This window comes from Mycobacterium neglectum, from assembly GCF_002591975.1.
Classification (GTDB): domain Bacteria; phylum Actinomycetota; class Actinomycetes; order Mycobacteriales; family Mycobacteriaceae; genus Mycobacterium; species Mycobacterium neglectum.
The window spans coordinates 65,900-82,892 of the sequence record NZ_NVQE01000002.1 but is presented as its reverse complement, the minus strand read 5'-3'; the positions used below and the strand labels follow the sequence as shown (position 1 = coordinate 82,892).

The window sequence follows — 16,993 nt, the reverse complement described above, 5'->3', positions numbered from 1 at the left end:
GCGAACAGCAGCCCTTTCCGAGTTTTGCGCCTACCGGCGCCCCGATGGTTCCATCCGTGCACGTGAACCTGTCGTCGTTTTCTGAATTGCTGCTCCGCCAGGCTCCCGAACTTCTCCCCGGGCACAAGCACACCGCCCTGCCGACGGATGCGGTTCCGCACGGCACCACGATCGTGGCGTTGAAGTTCCCTGGCGGTGTGGTGATGGCCGGGGACCGCCGCTCCACCCAGGGCAACATGATCGCGGGCCGCGACGTGCAGAAGGTCTACATCACCGACGACTACACCGCGACGGGTATCGCCGGTACCGCGGCGATCGCGGTTGAATTCGCTCGGCTGTACGCGGTCGAGCTCGAGCACTACGAGAAGCTCGAGGGCGTCGCGCTGACTTTCGCGGGCAAGGTCAACCGGCTCGCGACGATGGTCCGCGGCAACCTCGGCGCCGCACTGCAGGGCTTCGTCGCCCTGCCGCTGCTTGCGGGCTACGACCTCGACGATCCCAACCCGGTCGCCGCGGGGCGCATCGTGTCGTTCGACGCAGCGGGCGGCTGGAACTTCGAGGACGAGGGCTACCAGTCGGTGGGGTCGGGTTCACTTTTCGCCAAGTCCTCGATGAAGAAGCTCTATTCGCAAGTCGCCGACGCCGACTCCGCACTTCGGGTCGCCGTAGAGGCGCTCTATGACGCTGCCGACGACGATTCCGCGACGGGCGGGCCGGACCTGGTGCGCGGTATCTACCCGACCGCGGTCATCATCAGCGCTGGCGGAGCCGAGGAGATTGCGGAAGAGCGCATCGCGCAATTCGCCCGACAGGTCATCGAAAGCCGTTCCCGGTCAGACACGTTCGGCCCGGATGCGGTGCATCGGTCCACGGACGCCCGGGGAGACTCGTGAGCTTTCCATATTTCATCTCGCCTGAGCAGGCGATGCGTGAGCGTTCGGAGCTCGCGCGTAAAGGTATTTCCCGAGGCCGAAGCGTTGTGGTGCTCGCATATGCCGACGGCGTGCTGTTCGTCGCCGAGAATCCTTCGCGTTCACTGCAGAAGGTCAGCGAGCTGTACGACCGTGTCGGGTTCGCCGCTGTCGGACGGTTCAACGAATTCGACAATCTGCGTCGTGGCGGCATCCAGTTCGCCGACACCAGGGGTTACGCCTATGCGCGGCGTGACGTCACCGGCCGCCAGCTGGCGAACGTGTACGCCCAGACGCTCGGCACGATCTTCACCGAGCAGGCCAAGCCGTACGAGGTGGAACTCTGTGTGGCCGAGGTTGCGCACTTCGGCGAATCCAAAGCGCCTGAGCTCTATCGGATCACCTACGACGGGTCGATCGCCGACGAGCCCCATTTCGTCGTTATGGGTGGCACCACCGAACCGATCGCCGAGAAGCTCAACGAGTCGTACACCGAGAACGCCGGCCTGTCGGCCGCCGCGAAGATCGCGATCGACGCATTGAAAGCCGGCAGCAACGGCGAGCCACGCGCGCTGGACGCGGCAACGCTCGAGGTTGCCATCCTGGACGTGAACCGGCCGCGCCGCGCTTTTCGGCGGATCACCGGCTCAGCGCTGGAAGCGATGCTGCCCGAAGAGGTTCCGACTGCCGAGGAAAAGTCGTCGGACGAATAGGCAGCCGTCTCAGCCGGTGTCGGTTGGGCAGGCCCGGATCAGGACGAGTTCAGCGAATTGGTCGGGGCATTCCAGTGGCGTGAAATGTCCGGCGTCGAAGGCGAAGTGCAGCGTCACATCGGTGAAGTAGGAATCGAGGCGGTCGGACCACTCGCGCGGGAACAACGGATCGTGTTGCGGCCACAGCACATCGGTGGGGACATGAATCTTGATTGCGCGATCCGGCGGCAGTTCGGTCAGCGACTGGGCGATCATTCCCGCCCCAGCGCGGTACCACGCGATCGACGCGGTGAATGCCCCGGGCAACGCATAGTCGGCCACCAACCTGTCCAGATCGTCCTCGGGGACAGCAAAATCCGGTGCTGACCAGTGCTGCCAGAAGTGCCTCAGGTATTCCCGCACGGCCTCGGAGTTGCCGTCGATCAGCTGTGGGGCCAGCGGGAGTTGATGGAAGGCTTGGTACCAGAATTCGGTCTGCGCCCGCGCGGTCAGCACACGGTCTCCGGCACCGGGCAGTGGGGGAGAAAGCACCAGAGCCGACACCAGGTCGGGCTCCATTCGCGCGACACTCTGGGCGACCCGGCTGCCGACGTCGTAACCCGCGAGCACTACCTGCGAAAGACCGAGTTCCTTGATGAGCCCGATGACGCTGCCCGCTTGCGCGGTGGCGCTGTAAAAGTGGCGCACGGCGACGGCGTGCTTGTCGGATCCACCGAATCCACGGAGGTCGGGAATGATGACGTCGGCGGCGCCGCTGAGCAGCGGAACGACGCGGCGATAGTCCTGGCGGTTGCCTGGCCAGCCGTGCAGCAACACCACCGGCGGCGCGCCCTTGGCGCCGAATCGGTCAAATGCGAGCCGGAAACCGTCGACCGGGGCGCTGCGCGACCACATCGGCTCATTCTGACCGTCGATCGGGCCGGAATGGCTGGTTTTGCCGCCTTCACCCGGCCACCTGGATCCGCTCGCGATCTCCGGTGATCACCGCCAGGATGTTGCGCCAGGAATCGGACGGCGAATTCAGGACGTCGGAGTGCGCGTCGAATCCGGCCATGAGCCGGCCATCATCGTAATGGCCTGTCGCCAAATGGATTACGCCCGTCATCTCATCCGGATCGGCCCCGTGCGGACCACGCGGGATGCCCTGCACGGCCTGAATGAGGTCACCGGGCGCGGTCATGGAGTAGCGCACCACGCCCGGATTGCGGTTGTGCCATTCCCTCGGATCGTCGACGCCGACCCCCGCGCCCGCGGCCGCCACATACATCGTCTGATCTGCGGTCAGCCCCATGGCTTCGGCGGTGCCCAGGATCGAACCGCCATATGAGTGTCCGATATAGGTGACCGGGACGTGCGCTTCACTGCCCGCGGCTCGAGCGTCCACGGTGCGGTCGACATCCTCGCTGAATGCGACCAGGCGCGGCGCCATGTCCAGCGCATACCGCGGGCTGGCGGCGTCGACGACGCCCGAGACCAGGTTTCCCCTGGGGAACGGTCCGCCCAGGTACGTCAGGACCGCGACGTCGCTGTCGGCGGCGACAAACCGGCGGGCGGTCGCGGTATTGGCGGCGGATCCCTCGATCGTGGTGTTCATCCCGGGAACCAGCACGGCGACGCTCTTGGCGGTGGCCAGATCCCCGTTCAGCTCGACGAGGGAGGATCTCGCCGGGTCGAACGCCACGATCTGCCGGTCGACGCGGCGGCCGCCACCTGCGGGATCATCGACCTCGCCGAGCAGGGTCCGGTAGAACACGCCGCGGTATGGATCGGATTCGTCCAGGACCGCCTGGGCGATATTGGTCCGGTTCGCGGCGATGCGCATCTCCCAAGGCACTCCATCGGTATTGCCCACCTGACGAGGGAAGGCGGCGATCAGCCCCTCGCGCTGCTCTGGAGTCAGCGCGGCGATCTGGGCCGCGATGCGGTCCTGACTCATCACTGGCCACCCGGTCACCAGGTCCTCGGGCAGCGTGGCACCGGCGGGCGTCGTGGCGGTTGGCCGCACGTGCGGCGTGGCGAATGCCTCCTCGATGTCATGGGCGGCATCGGCATCCGCGGCACCAAGCCCTTCGAGCGCGTCGACGATCTGGCGGGTCAGGTCGTCGGCCCGCATCGTCAGCAGGTCGTGGGCCACCGCCGAATCGCCACCGGAGAGTGCGATCAGCAAAGACGTCGGTGCGTCGTGAACGGATACGGCGCCCTCGTCGGCGACCACAAAGCCCTCAGACTCCGCGGCTGACACCAGGTCCAGCACCGTGGCCCGGGCGATGGTGATCTGGTTGGCAGCGTCACCGGCCGCGACGGCGGCCAGCACCATGGCGCGTGACAGCGCATCCGACGCCAGGCCGACATTGCGCACTTCGGCCCGGGCGGCCTCGGCCGCCGAACCGATCCAGACCTTGCGCGTGGCGGCCACACCCTGCACCGCGATCTCGATATCGGCATGGATATCTGTCGCAGCTGCCTGCCAGCTGACTGCTGCCTCGCGTAACGAATCCGGTTGCCACGCTTGTGCATCGGACACCGTCGGGCGCGTCACACCCCCCATGCCTCATGCTGACAGATCAGCCGGCGGGGGCGCTCGAGTTATCCACAGGGGTGGTGGCACCCTGCGAGTACCCGCGGTATTCGGCGCGGCAGGGCTCCGCGGCCGGCCAGCAACCAGTAGTCTCGAACAGGTGCAGCGACGAATCATGGGCATCGAGACTGAGTTCGGTGTCACCTGCACGTTTCACGGTCACCGTCGGCTGAGCCCCGACGAGGTCGCGCGGTATCTGTTCCGGCGCGTGGTGTCGTGGGGCCGCAGTTCCAACGTGTTTCTGCGCAACGGTGCGCGGCTGTATCTCGACGTGGGAAGCCACCCCGAGTACGCCACCGCCGAGTGCGACAGCCTCATCCAGTTGGTCACCCACGACCGGGCCGGGGAGCGGGTGCTGGAAGACCTGCTGATCGACGCCGAGCAGCGCCTCGCCGACGAAGGCATCGGCGGCGATATCTACCTCTTCAAGAACAACACGGACTCGGCAGGCAACTCCTATGGTTGCCATGAGAACTACCTGATCGTGCGTGCGGGCGAGTTCTCTCGCATCTCCGATGTGCTGTTGCCGTTCCTGGTGACGCGCCAGCTGATCTGCGGTGCGGGCAAGGTGCTGCAGACGCCGAAGGCGGCGACATTCTGTCTGTCCCAGCGTGCCGAGCACATCTGGGAAGGTGTCTCATCGGCGACTACGCGGTCGCGCCCGATCATCAACACCCGCGATGAACCGCACGCCGACGCCGAGAAATACCGCAGGTTGCACGTGATCGTCGGCGACTCGAACATGAGCGAGTCGACCACAATGCTCAAGGTGGGCACTGCGTCGCTGGTGCTGGAGATGATCGAGGCGGGTGTCGCGTTCCGCGACTTCTCGCTGGACAACCCGATCCGGGCGATTCGCGAGGTCAGCCACGACCTGACCGGCCGGCGGCCGGTGCGGCTCGCGGGCGGCAGGCAGGCCAGCGCGCTCGACATCCAGCGCGAGTACTACGCCCGCGCGGTGGAGTATCTGCAGAACCGTGAGCCGAACACGCAGATCCAGCAGGTGGTGGAGCTCTGGGGCCGTCAGCTTGATGCCGTCGAGAGCCAGGACTTCGCCAAGGTCGACACCGAGATCGACTGGGTCATCAAGCGCAAGCTGTTCCAGCGCTACCAGGACCGCTACAACATGGAGTTGTCCGACCCGAAGATCAGCCAGCTCGACCTGGCCTACCACGACATCAAGCGCGGCAGGGGCGTGTTCGACCTACTTCAGCGCAAGGGGCTGGCCGCGCGGATCACCACCGATGAGGACATCGAGGCCGCGGTCAACACGCCGCCGCAGACCACCCGGGCCAAGCTGCGTGGTGAGTTCATCAGCGCCGCACAGGAAGCCGGCCGTGACTTCACCGTCGACTGGGTCCACCTCAAGCTCAACGATCAGGCGCAGCGCACTGTGCTGTGCAAGGACCCGTTCCGGTCGGTCGACGAACGAGTCAAGCGGTTGATCGCGTCGATGTAGCCCGGTGCACTGACACCGCGTAGTCGCCGCCGTGGAACGGCTCGCGATCCCAGCCGGCCCAGCGATCGACGAATTGCAGGCCCGCCGCTGCCGCGTAGCTGTCGTAGCGCTCCAGCGACAGCCGTCCCGTAGTGAGCTGGAAGCCTGCGACCAACAGCCCGCCGGGTACCAGGGGCGCCGTGAGCTGCTCGACCACTGTGGCTTCGGTCCCACGTTCGACGAAGATCATCACGTTGCCCGCCAAGACCACGACGTCGAACTCGGCGTCCAGGTGTGCGCTCGCCTCGCTCAGATCGGCCAGGATCCACGTCAGCTCGGGTGCCTTGGCACGAGCGGTGTCCAGCATCTGCTCGTCGAGGTCCATGCCGACCACCGAGAATCCGCGCGCCGCGAGTTCGATCGCCACCCGGCCGGTGCCGCATCCCGCATCGAGAACGCGGCACCCACTTGTCTCGCGCAGCAGGGATTCGATCAGATCGGCCTCACCGTGGATACCTTGACCTGCGGCGGCAAGTTTGCGCCAGCGTTCGTCGTAGGCATCTCCGCGGGGCGCACCGGTGTCCTGCCAACGACTGCCCACGACTCACCCTAAGCTCATAGGAGTGGCGATTTCCAAAGTCGAACGGTTGATGAACCTTGTCATCGCGCTGCTGTCGACCCGCACCTTCATCACCGCCGAGCGGATCCGCGAAACGGTGTCCGGCTATGCCGACAGCGCCAGTGACGAGGCGTTCTCCCGCATGTTCGAACGCGATAAGAACGAGCTACGCGACCTGGGAATCCCGCTGGAGACCGGCCGCGTATCGCAGTCCGACCCGACCGAGGGCTATCGCATCAACCGTGAGACCTATGCGCTGCCCGCAGTTGAACTCACCGCGGACGAGGCCGCGGCCGTCGCCGTGGCAACGCAGCTGTGGCAGTCTCCGGAACTCATCACGGCCACTCAGGGCGCGCTGCTCAAGTTGAGGGCCGCAGGTACCGAGATCGAGGCCGACGACGCCGTCGCGATCACCTCAACCGGGGCGCTGCCGAGCATGCGCGGGTCCGAGGAGGTGCTGGGAATGCTGTTGTCCGCCATCGATTCCGGGCGCACGGTGCAGTTCCCGCATCGGCCGACGCGCAGCGATCCCTACACGACGAGGACCGTCGAGCCGTGGGGAGTGATTACGAACAAGGGCCGCTGGTACCTCGTCGGCCACGACCGAGACCGCGACGCCACCCGCACCTTCCGGCTGTCCCGCATCGGGGCCGAGGTGACGGCGATCGGCCCGCCCGGTGCGGTGCAGCGGCCCGACGGGATCGATCTGCGCGAGACCGTCGACCGCGCGGTGGGAGAGTGGCCTGCGACCGGTGAGGCAAAGGTATGGGTCGCAGACGGTCGCGCCACCGCGTTACGGCGCCGCGCGACCGTCATCGGACCGCGGACCCTTGGCGGTCGCCCCGGGCAGGAGATCGCGCTGGACATCGGGATGATCGACAGATTGGCCCGCGAGATCGCGAGCTACGGTCCCGACGCGGTCGCCCTGGAACCCGAAGCCCTACGCGCCGATGTGGTCGACCGGCTGCGTGCACAGGCACAACAGACGGATGGGGTGCGCGCATGACCGCCATTTCGACGCGGCTGGTGCGGCTGTTGAACATGGTCCCGTACTTCCAGGCCAACCCGAAGATCACCTACGCCGAAGCGGCCTCCGACCTCGGCGTCAGCGTCAAGCAGCTGCGCGACGACCTCAACCAGCTGTGGATGTGCGGGTTGCCCGGCTACGGCCCCGGCGACCTGATCGACTTCGAATTCTCGGGGGACACGATCGAAGTCACGTTCAGCGCTGGCATCGATCACCCGCTGCGGCTGACATCGCCGGAGGCGACCGGTGTCCTGGTTGCGTTGCGTGCGCTCGCGGACGTGCCCGGCATGGTCGACCCGGAAGCCGCCCGCAGCGCGATCGCGAAGATCGAATCGGCCGCCGGAGTCGTCGGGTTAGGCGACGGCATGCCGGTGGCCGCGGTCGACGAACCTGCCCCCATCGAAAGTGGGGCTGCCGCCGCGGTGCGGGCAGCGGCGCGCGACGGACGTGCGCTGGCGATCGAGTACTACTCGGCGTCTCACGACATGTTGTCCAGCCGCATCGTCGACCCGATTCGGATCGTCCTGGTCGCCGACCACAGCTACCTGGAGGCGTGGTGTCGTTCGGCCGAGGGGGTCCGGCTGTTCCGGTTCGACCGCATCGTCGACGCACGCGTCCTCGAGCAACCGTCAGCGCCGCCACCACCTGCAGTGCAGGCCGGCCCGGACACGTCGCTGTTCGACGCCGACCCGGCCAACTCTTCCCTGCCGTCGGCCACGCTGCTCATCGAGCGGTCGGCGTCCTGGATGTTCGACTACTACCCGCTGCGGGAGATCCGCGAACTGCCCGACGGCGCCTTCGAGGCGGCGATGACCTACGCCTCAGAGGACTGGATGACGCGGTTCGTGCTCGGCTTCGGTTCGGCGGTCCGGGTGCTGAAACCCGAGTCGCTGGCCCTGCGGGTGCGAGAATCCGCCGCCGCGGCGCTGAGCGCATACGCAGATGCACACGCCGGGTAGACTGACCACGTCGTCTGGAGGTAACCAAATTGGGTGGTCTACAACCCTGGCATTGGCTGATCGTCATCGCCGTGTTCGTCCTGCTCTTCGGTGCCAAGAAGCTGCCGGACGCAGCGCGTTCGCTCGGCAAGTCGATGCGCATCTTCAAGTCCGAGATCAAGGAGATGCAGTCCGACTCCAAGCCGGACACGCCGTCATCGGATGTCGCAGGCCGGTCGGCTTCGTCGCCGACCCCGATCGCCTCGGAACGCGCCGACTCCGCCACCCCGGCTCCGGAAACCGCGCCGCCGGACCAGCGGCCGGCCTGACCGACGCAGACCCACCGAGCGCGGCGTAACGCCGCGTCATAGGCATCGCCGTGCAGACCCCCGGAATCTTCAAGAAGCTCGACCCTCGTCGGCGTCGTTCGCAGGTCAACCCCGACGGCACCATGTCACTGGTCGAGCATCTCCACGAACTGCGGACACGGCTGCTGCTCGCCGCAGGCGCGATCGTGCTGACGACCATCCTCGGTTTCCTCTGGTACAGCCACGGTGTCTTCGGACTGCCCAGCCTTGGCGACTGGCTGCGGGGACCCTACTGCGCACTACCGGAGTCCTCACGGGCCAGCATCACACCCGACGGCGGGTGCCGTCTGCTCGCCACTGCGCCGTTCGACCAGTTCATGCTCCGTCTGAAGGTCTCCCTGACCGCGGGCATCGTGATGGCCTGCCCCGTCTGGCTGTATCACCTGTGGGCGTTCATCACCCCCGGCCTGTACAAGAAGGAACGGCGCTTCGCCATCGCGTTCGTGGTCGTCGGCGCGGTGCTCTTCATCGCCGGCGCGATTCTGGCGTATGTGGTGCTGTCGACGGCACTAGGGTTCCTGCTGACCGTCGGCAGCGATGTACAGGTGACCGCGTTGTCCGGTGACCAGTACTTCGGGTTCCTGATCAATCTGCTGCTGGTGTTCGGCTTCAGCTTCGAATTCCCGCTACTGATCGTCATGTTGAACTTCGTCGGAATCCTGCCCTATGAGCGACTAAAGGCATGGCGCCGCGGCCTGATCTTCGGGCTTTTCGTGTTCGCCGCGTTCTTCACGCCCGGCTCGGATCCGTTCTCGATGATCGCGCTGGCAATGGCCCTGACGGTGTTGCTCGAGTTCGCGATCCAGATCGCTCGCATTCACGACAGGCGCAAGGCCCGTCGTGACGCCCTTGAAGAGGTCCCCGACGAGGAGGCGGCACCCATCGGCGGTGTCGAGCAGATCGACGCGCCGACCGCTGTGGCGACGTCGGGACGGCTCGTGGTCGATGACGACGCCACCTAGCGGCGGCCACCAACTGGGCGGCTTCACCGAGCAGCTGCCATTCCGTCTCGATGCCTTCCAGCGGACCGCGTGCGAGGCGCTGGAGAACGGACACGGCGTCCTGGTCTGCGCACCGACAGGCGCGGGGAAGACGGTGGTGGGGGAGTTCGCCGTGCACCTGGCCCTGGCAGCGGGCCGGAAGTGCTTCTACACCACACCAATCAAGGCGTTGAGTAACCAGAAGCACAACGACCTGGTACGCCGATACGGCCCGGAGAAGATCGGCCTGCTCACCGGCGATCAGTCGATAAATGGCAACGCCGACATCGTGGTGATGACCACCGAAGTACTGCGCAACATGCTCTACGCGAATTCGCCTACCTTGCAGGGGCTTTCGCACGTCGTGATGGACGAGGTCCATTTCCTGGCCGACCGGATGCGCGGCGCGGTGTGGGAGGAGGTGATCCTGCACCTTCCCGACGACGTGCTGTTGGTGAGCCTGTCGGCGACCGTGAGCAACGCCGAAGAGTTCGGCGGCTGGATCCAGACGGTGCGCGGTGACACCACGGTGGTGGTCGACGAACACCGTCCCGTGCCGTTGTGGCAGCACGTCATGGTGGGCAAGCGGGTGTTCGACCTGTTCGATTACCGCGCGACGGGGGCGCGGAAATCCGGGCGCGAACTACTTGTCGATCCAGAGTTGTTGCGCCACATCTCACACCGCCTCGAAGCGGATCGCCTCGCCGACTGGCAGCCGCGTGGCCGCGGGCGCAACCGGGGTCGCCCGAGCATCTACCGGGGTCCGACCCGGCCCGACGTGATCGGCACCCTGGAGCGTGAGGAGCTCCTGCCCGCGATCACCTTCATCTTCTCGCGGGTCGGCTGCGACGCCGCGGTGAAACAGTGTCTGCGGTCGTCGCTGCGTCTCACCACCAACTCCGAACGCGCCCGCATCGCCGAGGTGATCGATCGCCGATGCGCCGACCTGCCCGAAGCCGACCTGATCATCCTCGACTACCACGAATGGCGCGAAGGGCTCCTGCGTGGACTGGCGGCCCACCACGCCGGCATGTTGCCGGTGTTCCGCCACACCGTCGAGGAACTGTTCGTCGCGGGTCTGGTGAAGGCTGTATTCGCCACGGAGACACTGGCTTTGGGGATCAACATGCCGGCGAGGACGGTGGTGCTCGAGCGCCTGGTGAAGTTCAACGGCGAACAGCACATGCCGTTGACCCCGGGGGAGTACACCCAGCTGACCGGCCGCGCGGGGCGTAGAGGCATCGACGTGGAGGGTCACGCGGTGGTGTTGTGGACCCCCGACGTGGACCCGGCCGAAGTCGCCGGACTCGCCTCCACGCGTACGTTCCCGCTGCGCAGTTCCTTTGCGCCCTCGTACAACATGACCATCAACCTCGTGCACCAGATGGGGCCTGCGCAGGCGCACAAGCTGTTGGAGAGTTCGTTCGCGCAGTACCAGGCGGACCGCTCGGTGGTGGGTTTGGTGCGGGGCATCGAGCGCGGCGAGAAGATGCTCGAGGAGATCGCTGCCGAACTTACCGACGGCGAGCGGGTCCGGGACGACGGCGAGATTCCGATACTGGATTACGTGCGGCTGCGGCTGCAGATCTCGGAACGCGAGCGAGCTCAGTCCAGAGCGTCGCGGCTGCAGCGGCGCAGGGCCGCCAACGACGCGCTCGAGTCGCTGCGCCGCGGCGACATCATCACCATCACCCAGGGCAGGCGCGGGGGACTGGCCGTGGTCCTGGAACCGGCCCGCGACAGCGATGATCCGCGGCCGCTGGTGTTGACCGAGCACCGTTGGGCAGGCCGAATTTCGTCGGCGGACTACTCGGGGGCGTCCGCACCGCTCGGATCCATGTCGCTACCCAAGCGGGTCGAACACCGCAATCCGCGCGCGCGGCGCGATCTCGCCTCGGCGCTGCTGTCGGCGGCCGCCGGACTCGACGTCGGATCGTCGAAGCGCAAGCGCAGCGGAGAACCCGCCGAACGCGACGTCGATCCCGAATTGGCGTCGCTGCGCGAGCAGGTTCGCAGGCACCCGGCGCACAACCTGCCCGACCGCGAGGAGAAGGCGCGGCTTGCCGAGCGGTATCTGCGCATCGAACGTGACAACGAACAGATCCGGCAGAAGGTCGCTGCGGCGACGAACTCGCTGGCCCGCACGTTCGACCGAATCGTGGTCCTGCTGACCGAACGCGGATTCATCGCCGCAGGCGATAATGGCGGCGACCCGAAAGTCACCGACGACGGTCGTCTGCTGGCACGGATATACAGCGAGAGCGACCTGCTGGTCGCCGAGGCGCTGCGCAGCGGCATTTGGGAGAGCCTGGACGCACCGGAGTTGGCCGCAGTGCTGTCGGCGGTGCTGTACGAAACGCGCGGCGACACTCCGACCGCCCCCGGCGGTGTCGACATCCCGACAGGCAAGTTGCGACGCGCGCTGAATCAGACACGCAGACTGTCGAGTGAACTTCGGGCCGACGAACAGCGTCATCGGATCAGTCACAGCCGTGAGCCCGACGAAGGATTCGTTCCGGCGATCCATCGCTGGGCCGCCACCGGCGACCTCACGACGGCACTTGCCGCCTCGGACGCCGCGGGCACCGGCTCCCCATTGTCGGCAGGCGATTTCGTACGCTGGTGCCGACAAGTTCTTGACCTGCTCGACCAAGTCCGAAACGCAGCGCCCGACCCCGCGCTGCGGGCTACCGCGAAACGCGCGATAAACGATGTTCGGCGGGGCGTCGTAGCTGTTGATGCGGGGTAGGGTGTGCGCAAGCAGAGCCTCGATCAAGGAGTGAAATGAGCGGACCGCAGGGATCGGACCCGACGCAGCATTGGACCGGCGGCCAACAGCCGGACCAGCCGGCTGAGCAGCCGTCGAGCGATCCCGCGGCCAATCAGCCGTGGCCTTCACAGCCTGCGAGCAGCGAGCCCACCACGGCCGCGCCGCAGTGGCAGCCACCGGCGTACGACGCAACGCAACAGCAGCAGCCACCGGCTTACGACCCAGCCCAACAGCAGCAATACCCCCAGTACCCGCAACAGCCTGCCTATCAGCCGCCACCGGAGTATCAACAGCCCACCGAGTACAACCCACAGGCGTACCCGCAGCAGGGTCAATACGGACAGCCCGGCTACGACCCATCCAGTCAGTACGCAACGCAGTACGGCCAGCCGGGCCAGCCAGGCCAGTACGGTCAGCAGCCAGGCCAGTACGGCCAGCCGGGTCAATACCCCCCGCAGGCAGGGCAATACGGCCAGCCGGGCCAGTACGGCGCGCCGGGCGCCCCGGGCGCCGAGGAGGGCTCCAAGCGCTCACTCGCGGTGATCGGCGGTGTGGTCGGCCTGTTGGCAGCGGTCATCGTGGCCGTCGTGCTCGTCATGGGCTTCTGGAAGCCCGGCTTCTTCGTCACCACCAAGCTCGACATCGATGCGGCGCAGACCGGCGTGCAGCGGGTGCTCACCGACGAGGCCAACGGTTACGGGGCGCAGAACGTCTCGAACATCAAGTGCAACGACGGGCAGAACCCCACAGTCGAGAAAGGCGGCACCTTCGACTGTGAGGTCAGCATCGACGGCACCAAGCGTCAGGTGACGGTGACGTTCCAGGACGACAGCGGCACCTACGAGGTCGGCCGGCCCAAGTAACTAGCGGTTCGGCAGGTCGTCCAAGGCCTTCTGTAGGCGGCCGATCGACGACGTCACACCGTACTGTTCGGCGAGTTTGACGACCTTGCGTGGGTGGTCGGCGGCCAGCGGCAACAGGTCCGACGCCGTCGACCAGTCGAGTGTGGCGTCGGGGGCCAGGTTGCTTGCCACCCGCACCACCGGACCTGCCTTCTCGACGTAGTCGGTCGCGGCAAGGAGTTTGGTCCGATACGCCTTGGACATCTTGGCTTTCGGATCGCGAGCCGCCGCCAGAATGTCGTCCAGCGAGCCGTGCTGCGCCAGCAGCGTCGCAGCGGTCTTCTCGCCGACCCCTGGAACGCCAGGCAGCCCGTCAGACGGATCGCCGCGCAGCAGAGCGAGTTCGGCGTAGGCGGGACCCGCGCGGTCGACGGGCACCCCGTACGTCTCGGCCACCTCCTGAGGGCCCCACTTGGTCGCCTTCGCCAGGCCGCGGCCCAGATAGAGCACCCGGACCGAGACGGGCTCGTCACGCACCAGCTGCAATAGGTCGCGATCACCGCTGACCACGACGACCGGGTCATGCGTCTCGCGGAAGGCCAGCGCGCCGAGGATGTCGTCGGCCTCACATTCCGGCGCACCTGCCGTCGCGATACCGAACGCGTCCAGGATCTCCATGATCATGTCGACCTGCGGTGTCAGCTCATCGGGGACTTCCTCGACGTCGGGCTCGTCACCGGGGTTCTCCTCGACCACCCGATGCGCCTTGTACGACGGGATCAGGTCCACCCGCCACTGCGGACGCCAGTCGTCGTCGCGGCACACCACAAGGCGGCTAGGTCGCTCACGGGTGATCACCGTCGCGACGGCGTCCAGAAATCCGCGCAGCGCATTGACCGGCCGCCCGTCGGGTGCCGTGATCGACGAGGGCACACCGAAGTACGAGCGAAACCACATGCTGGCGCCGTCGAGAAGTAACAGGGGTCCGGACACAGTTTCTGAGGTTAGCGTGAGGTATGACCTTCGCCGTCGACCGAATCGACCATGTGGTGCTCAACTGCCGCGACGTCGAGCAGACCGTCGACTGGTACGTGCGGGTGCTCGGGATGAGGCGCGAGGTTTTCGGCGAGGGCCGGATTGCGTTGGTGTTCGGTGATCAGAAGATCAACGTGCGGCCAACTGGCGCGCCCAACTGGGCAACCGGTGTCCTGGACGCGCCCGGTTCGCTGGATCTGTGCTTCATCGCCGAAACGAATCCGCAGGATGTCGGCGCGCATCTGCGCGCATGTGGTGTGCCGATCACCGAGGGCCCGGTCACAAAGACCGGCGCGCAGGGCCCGATGACGTCGCACTACTGCCGAGATCCCGACGGCAACCTGATCGAGGTCGCCAGCTATCGGGCGCCCGATTAGCCTGAAAAGCATGGCCGTCAGCAACCCCGCGAGATTCGACACCGACGTCTACGCGCAACGCCTGCGGGCGGCCGCCACCGCGGCGGGCGACGCCGGCCTGGCGGGTCTGGTCATCACACCGGGTTACGACCTGCGGTACCTGGTCGGCTCGCGTGCGCAGACATTCGAGCGGTTGACCGCTCTGGTGCTGCCCGCATCCGGCGAACCGACCGTGGTGGTGCCGCGGCTGGAACTGGCGTCTCTGAAGGAATCAGCGGTGACCGAACTGCCGTTGGCGGTGCGGGACTGGGTGGACGGCGACGATCCGTACCGGTTGGTGGCCGAAGCACTCGGTGGCACCCCAGCTGGATCATCTGGACGGCCCGCCGTCGCAACGGCAGTCACCGACGCGATGCCCGCGCTGCACCTACTCCCGCTGGCCGAGATCCTCGGGGTCGTTCCGGTGCTCGCCACCGATGTGCTGCGCCGGCTGCGAATGATCAAGGACCCCGCCGAGATCGACTCACTGCGCAAGGCCGGCGCGGCGATCGACCGCGTCCACGCGCGCGTGCCCGAGTTCCTGGTGCCCGGCCGTACCGAGGCCGACGTGGCCGCTGACATCGCTCAAGCAATTGTCGCCGAAGGACATTCGGAGGTCGCGTTCATCATCGTCGGCTCGGGGCCGCACGGCGCCGACCCGCACCACGAGTGCTCCGACCGTGAATTGCGAGCCGGCGACATCGTCGTCGTCGACATCGGTGGCCCTTACGAGCCCGGCTACAACTCCGACTCCACCCGGACGTACAGCATCGGCGAGCCCGACCCCGAGGTGGCGCGGCGCTACGCGATACTGCAGCGCGCGCAGCAGGCGGCGGTCGACGCCGTGCGGCCCGGGGTCACGGCGCAACAGATCGACGCCACCGCCCGCGACATGCTGGCCGCCGAAGGGCTGGCTGAGGCCTTCGTGCACCGCACCGGCCACGGCATCGGGTTGTCCGTGCACGAGGAGCCCTACATCGTCGCGGGCAACGATCTGACACTCGAGGAGGGCATGGCGTTCTCCATCGAGCCCGGCATCTACTTTCCCGGCAAGTGGGGCGCCCGGATCGAGGACATCGTGATCGTCACCGCCGACGGCGCATTGCCGGTGAACAACCGCCCACATGAACTCGTCGTGGTGCCCGCGGGCCCAGCAGCTACTGGTTAGTCTGCCCCGCGGTCCAGCAGGTCCGAGGATCCGAGCACCCGCTCGACGCGGACCTCGATCACCACGCGCTTGGGATTCGGCCGTGGCGTCCGGTATCGCTGGGCGTAGCGCAGTTCAGCGTCGCGCACCGCGTCGGCGTCGGGGTTGACCACGGTCTTGCCCTCCAAAGACAACCACCGCGCGCCGTCGACCTGGCTCAGCACCGCGACGCCCTGGTTCTCGGCGTTGATGGCCTTCTGAGAGCCACCCGAGGTGATGACCCGGGCGATGTGTGTCTTGGGGTCGAAGGTGAAACCGACAGCCACCACATGCGGCGTATTGTCCGACCGCAGCGTGGTCAGCATCGCCAGATGCCGCTCCGTGAGGAACGCGATCGCGTCGTTGGTGAGTCGGGTTGTTGCCCGACGACTGGACTGTGCCATCGGCCCCAACTTAGCGCAGGCGATAATCGCAACCATGAAAGACACGACGGACACGGAGTTGGTCGTGATCTTCGGTGGCCGCAGCGAGATCGGAATCGAGGTGGCGAAGCGACTGGCGCCCGGCGCAACCGTGCTGTTGGCCGCTCGCCGCTGCGGCGATCTCGATTCGCAGGTCGCAGCTGTGCGGGCGGCCGGCGCCGCCGCGGTGGCCGTGCGTGAATTCGACGCCGATGCGCTGGACTCCCATCGCCCACTTGTCGACTCCATCGTCGCCGACTTCGGCCCGGTCGGCACCGCGGTGCTCGCATTCGGAATTCTCGGCGACCAGGCCCGCGCCGAGACGGACCCCGCACATGCCGCCGCCATCCTGCACACCGACTTCGTCGCGCAGGCCAGCCTGCTGACGGTGCTGACCACCGCGATGCAGGCCGCCGGATCGGGTCGCATCGTCGTGTTCTCCTCGGTCGCCGGCGCCAGGGTGCGGCGGGCCAATTACGTCTACGGTTCGGCCAAGGCAGGCCTCGACGGGTTCTGCAGCGGACTGGCCGACGCGCTGCACGGATCCGACGTCCGACTGCTGCTGGTGCGACCGGGGTTCGTCATCGGGCGGATGACCGAAGGTATGTCGCCCGCGCCGTTCTCCAGCACCCCGTCGCAGGTGGCCACCGCTACGGTGCTGGCGTTGTCGAAAGGCCGCCGGAGCGTGTGGGTGCCGAAGGTGCTGGGGCCGGTGTTCTCGACGATGCGCATGCTGCCGCAGTTCGTCTGGCGAAGGATGCCGAGATGAGC

General features: G+C 66.9%; 17 protein-coding genes. 12 read left to right on the top strand and 5 right to left on the bottom strand.

Going from position 1 to position 16,993, the window contains the following annotated elements; genetic code table 11:
- Positions 1 to 44 precede the first annotated feature (44 nt).
- Together prcB and prcA are read left to right on the top strand one after the other, a co-directional pair.
- On the top strand, positions 45 to 893 hold the full coding sequence (prcB, locus tag CSQ99_RS02355) for a proteasome subunit beta (protein ID WP_176560847.1): 849 nt from the start codon (positions 45 to 47) through the stop codon (positions 891 to 893).
- Positions 890 to 1,624, top strand: coding sequence for a proteasome subunit alpha (gene prcA, locus CSQ99_RS02350; RefSeq protein ID WP_099037439.1), 735 nt, complete (start codon positions 890 to 892; stop codon positions 1,622 to 1,624). The genes prcB and prcA overlap by 4 nt, the downstream gene beginning before the upstream one ends.
- A 9-nt stretch (positions 1,625 to 1,633) precedes the next feature.
- On the opposite strand, the gene CSQ99_RS02345 is transcribed toward prcA, so the two are convergent.
- Together CSQ99_RS02345 and CSQ99_RS02340 are read right to left on the bottom strand one after the other, a co-directional pair.
- A complete protein-coding gene (locus CSQ99_RS02345) occupies positions 1,634 to 2,518 on the bottom strand; it encodes an alpha/beta fold hydrolase (protein ID WP_099037438.1) in 885 nt (294 codons plus the stop codon).
- A gap of 49 nt (positions 2,519 to 2,567) precedes the next feature.
- A complete protein-coding gene (locus tag CSQ99_RS02340) occupies positions 2,568 to 4,172 on the bottom strand; it encodes an alpha/beta hydrolase (RefSeq protein ID WP_245908636.1) in 1,605 nt (534 codons plus the stop codon).
- Between the two features lie 130 nt (positions 4,173 to 4,302).
- On the opposite strand from CSQ99_RS02340, the gene pafA reads away from it, so the two are divergent.
- Positions 4,303 to 5,661 carry a Pup--protein ligase gene (gene pafA / locus CSQ99_RS02335; RefSeq protein WP_099037437.1) on the top strand — a complete coding sequence of 453 codons (1,359 nt, stop codon included), beginning with the start codon at positions 4,303 to 4,305 and terminating at the stop codon, positions 5,659 to 5,661.
- Here the strand turns inward: pafA and CSQ99_RS02330 are convergent.
- Complete coding sequence (locus CSQ99_RS02330) at positions 5,636 to 6,241, bottom strand: class I SAM-dependent methyltransferase (RefSeq protein ID WP_099037436.1); 606 nt, start codon at positions 6,239 to 6,241, stop codon at positions 5,636 to 5,638. The genes pafA and CSQ99_RS02330 overlap by 26 nt on opposite strands.
- 22 nt (positions 6,242 to 6,263) lie before the next feature.
- On the opposite strand from CSQ99_RS02330, the gene CSQ99_RS02325 reads away from it, so the two are divergent.
- From CSQ99_RS02325 to CSQ99_RS02300, 6 genes are read left to right on the top strand one after another with little or no spacing between them, the layout of a single operon-like run.
- The gene (locus tag CSQ99_RS02325; RefSeq protein WP_099037435.1) at positions 6,264 to 7,265 is read left to right on the top strand and encodes a helix-turn-helix transcriptional regulator; all 1,002 of its coding nucleotides are present in this window, start codon (positions 6,264 to 6,266) and stop codon (positions 7,263 to 7,265) included.
- Positions 7,262 to 8,245 (top strand): helix-turn-helix transcriptional regulator, encoded by a 984-nt coding sequence (locus CSQ99_RS02320; RefSeq protein WP_099037434.1) that lies wholly within the window; start codon positions 7,262 to 7,264, stop codon positions 8,243 to 8,245. The genes CSQ99_RS02325 and CSQ99_RS02320 overlap by 4 nt, the downstream gene beginning before the upstream one ends.
- Before the next feature lie 29 nt (positions 8,246 to 8,274).
- Positions 8,275 to 8,553, top strand: a complete 279-nt coding sequence (tatA, locus tag CSQ99_RS02315) for a Sec-independent protein translocase subunit TatA (RefSeq protein ID WP_099037433.1) — start codon at positions 8,275 to 8,277, stop codon at positions 8,551 to 8,553.
- A gap of 50 nt (positions 8,554 to 8,603) precedes the next feature.
- Positions 8,604 to 9,554: a twin-arginine translocase subunit TatC gene (gene tatC, locus CSQ99_RS02310; RefSeq protein WP_099037432.1), complete on the top strand. Its 951-nt coding sequence runs from the start codon at positions 8,604 to 8,606 to the stop codon at positions 9,552 to 9,554.
- The gene (locus tag CSQ99_RS02305; RefSeq protein ID WP_099037431.1) at positions 9,538 to 12,321 is read left to right on the top strand and encodes a DEAD/DEAH box helicase; all 2,784 of its coding nucleotides are present in this window, start codon (positions 9,538 to 9,540) and stop codon (positions 12,319 to 12,321) included. Before tatC ends, CSQ99_RS02305 begins: the two co-directional genes overlap by 17 nt.
- Before the next feature lie 35 nt (positions 12,322 to 12,356).
- On the top strand, positions 12,357 to 13,205 hold the full coding sequence (locus CSQ99_RS02300) for a DUF4333 domain-containing protein (RefSeq protein ID WP_099037430.1): 849 nt from the start codon (positions 12,357 to 12,359) through the stop codon (positions 13,203 to 13,205).
- Here CSQ99_RS02300 and CSQ99_RS02295 read toward each other — a convergent pair whose 3' ends face one another.
- A complete protein-coding gene (locus CSQ99_RS02295; RefSeq protein ID WP_099037429.1) occupies positions 13,206 to 14,177 on the bottom strand; it encodes a 5'-3' exonuclease in 972 nt (323 codons plus the stop codon).
- Between the two features lie 23 nt (positions 14,178 to 14,200).
- Between CSQ99_RS02295 and CSQ99_RS02290 the strand changes: the two genes are divergently transcribed.
- Together CSQ99_RS02290 and CSQ99_RS02285 are read left to right on the top strand one after the other, a co-directional pair.
- A complete protein-coding gene (locus CSQ99_RS02290; RefSeq protein ID WP_099037428.1) occupies positions 14,201 to 14,596 on the top strand; it encodes a VOC family protein in 396 nt (131 codons plus the stop codon).
- 10 nt (positions 14,597 to 14,606) lie between these two features.
- Positions 14,607 to 15,782, top strand: a complete 1,176-nt coding sequence (locus CSQ99_RS02285) for a M24 family metallopeptidase (protein WP_099037427.1) — start codon at positions 14,607 to 14,609, stop codon at positions 15,780 to 15,782.
- On the opposite strand, the gene CSQ99_RS02280 is transcribed toward CSQ99_RS02285, so the two are convergent.
- Entirely contained in the window at positions 15,779 to 16,204 is a 426-nt protein-coding gene (locus tag CSQ99_RS02280; protein ID WP_099037426.1) for a F420-dependent biliverdin reductase, read from the bottom strand. The two genes, CSQ99_RS02285 and CSQ99_RS02280, sit on opposite strands and share 4 nt — an antisense overlap.
- A gap of 34 nt (positions 16,205 to 16,238) precedes the next feature.
- Between CSQ99_RS02280 and CSQ99_RS02275 the strand changes: the two genes are divergently transcribed.
- Entirely contained in the window at positions 16,239 to 16,991 is a 753-nt protein-coding gene (locus CSQ99_RS02275) for an SDR family NAD(P)-dependent oxidoreductase (protein ID WP_099037425.1), read from the top strand.
- Positions 16,992 to 16,993: the final 2 nt, after the last annotated feature.

What these genes read in the sequence shown, in the direction of transcription:
- CSQ99_RS02320 (WP_099037434.1), top strand. Translation starts at nt 7,262, where the DNA reads ATGACCGCCATTTCGACGCGGCTGGTGCGGCTGTTGAACATGGTCCCG.
- CSQ99_RS02300 (WP_099037430.1), top strand. Translation starts at nt 12,357, where the DNA reads ATGAGCGGACCGCAGGGATCGGACCCGACGCAGCATTGGACCGGCGGC.
- CSQ99_RS02305 (WP_099037431.1), top strand. Translation starts at nt 9,538, where the DNA reads ATGACGACGCCACCTAGCGGCGGCCACCAACTGGGCGGCTTCACCGAG.
- CSQ99_RS02285 (WP_099037427.1), top strand. Translation starts at nt 14,607, where the DNA reads ATGGCCGTCAGCAACCCCGCGAGATTCGACACCGACGTCTACGCGCAA.
- CSQ99_RS02340 (WP_245908636.1), bottom strand. Translation starts at nt 4,172, where the DNA reads ATGGGGGGTGTGACGCGCCCGACGGTGTCCGATGCACAAGCGTGGCAA.
- CSQ99_RS02345 (WP_099037438.1), bottom strand. Translation starts at nt 2,518, where the DNA reads ATGTGGTCGCGCAGCGCCCCGGTCGACGGTTTCCGGCTCGCATTTGAC.
- CSQ99_RS02280 (WP_099037426.1), bottom strand. Translation starts at nt 16,204, where the DNA reads ATGGCACAGTCCAGTCGTCGGGCAACAACCCGACTCACCAACGACGCG.
- prcB (WP_176560847.1), top strand. Translation starts at nt 45, where the DNA reads ATGGTTCCATCCGTGCACGTGAACCTGTCGTCGTTTTCTGAATTGCTG.
- CSQ99_RS02290 (WP_099037428.1), top strand. Translation starts at nt 14,201, where the DNA reads ATGACCTTCGCCGTCGACCGAATCGACCATGTGGTGCTCAACTGCCGC.
- CSQ99_RS02275 (WP_099037425.1), top strand. Translation starts at nt 16,239, where the DNA reads ATGAAAGACACGACGGACACGGAGTTGGTCGTGATCTTCGGTGGCCGC.